Annotated in this window: 2 protein-coding genes; both read left to right on the forward strand. The window is 48.2% G+C overall.

Features of this window, described 5'->3' with window-relative positions; translation table 11 throughout:
- A partial coding sequence (locus tag QT984_RS27565) for a calcium-binding protein (protein ID WP_333375383.1) occupies positions 1–1,191 on the forward strand: 1,191 nt, incomplete at its 5' end.
- Positions 1,192–1,503: 312 nt separating this feature from the next.
- Positions 1,504–4,116, forward strand: a 2,613-nt coding sequence (locus QT984_RS27570; RefSeq protein ID WP_333375386.1) for a choice-of-anchor Y domain-containing protein, incomplete at its 3' end; no start/stop codon positions are given.

Genomic DNA, 4,116 nt, shown 5'->3' on the forward strand with positions numbered 1-4,116 from the left:
CCCACGGAAACTCCGACTCCCACGGAAACTCCAACCCCAACCGGAACTCCGACTCCCACCGGCACTCCGACTCCCACCGGAATTCCTGTTGACTCTGACAGCGTTCAAGGGGGCGATACCGATTGCATTTGCGAACAAATTACCCTACCCGCGATCGGTTCGATTCCGGGCCCGAATTCTGTCGATCGCACTTTCAATGGCACTGACGGCGACGACTTCCTCATCGGCAGCAATCTCAACGACGTTATCAGCGGTTTCAACGGCGACGACGTTCTGCTGGGCGAAAAGGGCAACGACAATATTTACGGGGGACTGCCCACCAATATCCCCCTTGGCCCGAATGCAGACAAAGACTTGCTGTTTGGCGGCAATGGCAATGATTACCTCAACGGCGCCGGCGGCGACGATCGCATTTTCGGGGGTAAGGGCGATGATGTGGCGATCGGTGGCAAAGACGATGACTTGATTTGGGGCGACAAGGGCAATGACACTCTAGTTGGGGCTCAGGGTAACGACTGCTTGTTTGGCGGCAATTTTGACCCGTCTAGCCTTGACTCGACTGGACGCGATTTGCTGTTTGGCGGTGCGGGCAACGACTTCTTGAATGGGGGAGATGCTGCGGATACTCTAAGTGGTGGCGAGGGCAATGATACTGTTTATGGCGGCAAGGGCAATGACGTTGTGGTGGGGGGTACTGGCAACGATCGGCTGTTGGGCGATCGCGGCAGTGATAGCATTTGCGGCGACGACGGGGACGATACTATTTTAGGAGACAGCGCGATCGACTTTAACGGCGAGGCAGATTCCCTGTGCGGCGCTGCTGGCAACGATCTGATGTTTGGCAACGGCGGTTCCGATAAACTGTGCGGCGATGAGGGCAACGATACTCTCTACGGCGGCAAAGGTGACGATTGTCTGATTGGGGGTTTGGGAAATGATATTCTCAACGGCGGCATTGGGCGCGATCGCTTTGTTTTAACAGCAGGTGAAGGCAGCGATCAAATTACTGATTTCACAAAAGGTGAAGATTTGCTGGTGTTAGCGGGCGGTCTAACTTTTTCTCAACTTAGTATTACCCAAAGCGCTAATGCAGCTTTCATCAGGATTGGTGAGAACGGTCAACTGTTGGCTGCTTTGAATGGAGTGCAAGCTAGTGCGATCGGTCTGAATGATTTTACCATCTTCGGGTAAGTACAAATTAATTAACTAAGGTGCGTACTCCGCACCTTAGTTAATTATGTAGGGTTGACAGCGCGTAGCTTGCCCCTATGAGCAGTGTATCAAATCACTTTTTGCGTCCGGGAGTGCGATCGACAATACTCCAAGCTTTTGCTTGACACTGCTCTGCACTCCCGGTATTATTTTAGTAATAAAAATGACTTAAAAAAGCCACTTTACGGAGAAACTACTGACAGTGTATTTACGTAAATAAAAATTAAATGTAAAAAAATTGATAGTAGTTGGCAGCTAATACATAATCATCTCAAATTTAGGTGCATCTAGATGGGACAGATAATTATTAACGAATTCCGGCGGGACGGGCAATTCCAGGGGAATGAGTATGTGGAACTGCTGTTGACGGAAGATGTAAGCGCAACTCAGCTTCAGAGCTATTTTGTAGGCGACTCAACTGAGCCAACAGTAGCTAAATATTCAGCTTATCGATTTACTAATATGGCAAGTATTGCTCCTGTGTTTAAAGCAGGAACAATACTTACGATCGGCGGTTCGCCTGCCGATCAAGAGATTGCCTACAACCCCATACCGTCGGGAACAAACAACGATTGGAACATTCGATTGAGTCCCCAAGGTGGATTTTTGACAAAGCTGCTCCCAGCCGGAAATTTTCATGGGAATTTCGCGGAGTCAGATGTTGTTTATGTTGATAATGCTAGCACTACAAATACCGATACAATAGATTCGATCGCCTGGAGGAGTCCAGGAACAGGAACTCACGGAGCCTTTGGGAGTGCAGCTAAGGTGCAAATTCCAGCACCACCCAACGGGGGTAATGTTGAGTTTTCCAGCGCTATTGGCGGCATCAACAGAACTGCTAGTTATACTATAGATAGTCCCGGCTCCTTGGGTTTGCCCAACGGCGGAATTAACAGTATTTATATTAACAGTCTCCGCAACCGATCGGTTAACATTGCTCCCAATTTGGCAACTCCTAATGTTAATCCGCCGATCGCAATTAATGAAAATATACCCAGCGTCGCTAACACAGGCTTTAGTATTTTTAACATCACTAGCGAGTTAGGAAGTGACGCTAATGGCGATCCTTTGGGTGTCGCAGTCACCGCTGCAGACAATACTAACGGTAACTGGCAATTTTCAACAGATGGCAATACTTGGACAAATTTCGGTGCAGTGTCGGAAACTTCAGCAACAGTGCTCGGCCCGACTCCTCTTTATAATGGCTTACTTGGTAACACTCCCAGTTCTCAAAATTGGCTGTCTTTGACTAACTCAAATTTTGCTTCTCCTACCGCTACAGCTTCAGAATTTTTTAGCGGTAATGGAGTTAATTTAAACAGCAGTGCGGACAATAGCATTTATGCTGGCTATACAAATAATCCTTTAAATCCGTCATTTCCCCCGCTCGATCGCACTACAGGCTTTAGCTTGTCTTTTAATCTCCAAATTATCTCGGAATCCCGCACTAATCAAAATCGGGCGGGTTTTAGCATTGTTGCTGTTACTAGCGATCGCAAAGCCATTGAAATCGGTTTCCAGCGGCTATCTGAAAACTCTGGCAATATCTTTGCACAAGGCGACGGCATTACTCCCAACCTAGTCGGACAAACCAACGGCTTATTTGTTGCAGCAGAGAATGTTGCTTATAACACCAATATTGCTACTAACTACACTCTCAGAGTTCAAGGTGACAATTACTTTCTTTCCGATGGCAGCGATATCATACTAACCGGCCCGCTGCGCGATTATTCAGGATTTAGCGACCAGATAGATCCTTACGAAACTCCTAATTTTCTATTCCTCGGTGACGGCACTAACTCGGCGCAAGCTAACATCAACCTGACGGGGGTTTCCCTGCAAACGCCTGCGAGAGTCCGCTTTGTACCCAACCCAGACTATTACAGTACCCCTGGAAGCGAACCAACAATTACTTTTCGGGCATGGGATGGAAGTAACGGAGTGGGTAACGGTACTGCGGGCGTCAATGCTTCAGTTACTGGGGGAACAACGCCGTTTAGCACTAATAGTTTAACAAGTTCGATCGCAGTTAATCCAGTCAACGATCCACCTTCGTTTGTCAAAGGGGTCGATCGCACTCTCAGCAGCAATTCGGGGCCACAAACCATCCCCGGATGGGCGACTGCGATTTCTCCAGGCCCTAACGAATCAGGACAAACTGTGGCTTTTCAAGTGGTAGGGAATGATAATGCTGCTTTGTTTAGTGTACAACCTGCGATCGACTCGGTGGGGACGCTAACCTTTACACCGATGCCGGGGGCGATCGGCAGTGCTAATATAACTCTAAACCTGAGAGATAATGGCGGTAGAGATAACGAAGGACTCGATACTTCTGATACCCAATCGTTCATTATCAACCTCACTAATCCAGGCACATTTAATTTCAGCAACGCCAACTACAGCGTTAATGAAAACGGTCAATTTGCCACAATTACCGTTACTCGCACTGATGCTAATGTGGCTGCTGCTGTCAGTTACAGTACAAGTAATGGCACTGCTAATGCTGGTAGTGACTATAACCAGAAATCGGGAACATTAAATTTTGGCATTGGCGAAACTACTCAAACTTTCACGATTCCAATTGTGGATGATTCAGAGATAGAAGAGAAGGAAACTGTTAATTTAACTCTGAACAATCCCACTAACAAAGCAGATTTAGGAGCAATTTCTAGTGCTGTTTTGACTATTGTAGATACAACTCCAACTCCGACGCCGACGCCTGCGGAAACTCCAACTCCCACGGGAACTCCGACGCCTGCGGAAACTCCAACTCCCACGGGAACTCCGACGCCTGCGGAAACTCCGACGCCAACTCGGACTCCGACGCCTGCGGAAACTCCCATTCCGACGCCTGCGGAAACTCCGACGCCAACTCCAACTCCGACGCCTATTTCCACTGCG

This window comes from Microcoleus sp. Z1_B2 (genome assembly GCF_036700325.1).
GTDB lineage: Bacteria > Cyanobacteriota > Cyanobacteriia > Cyanobacteriales > Microcoleaceae > Microcoleus.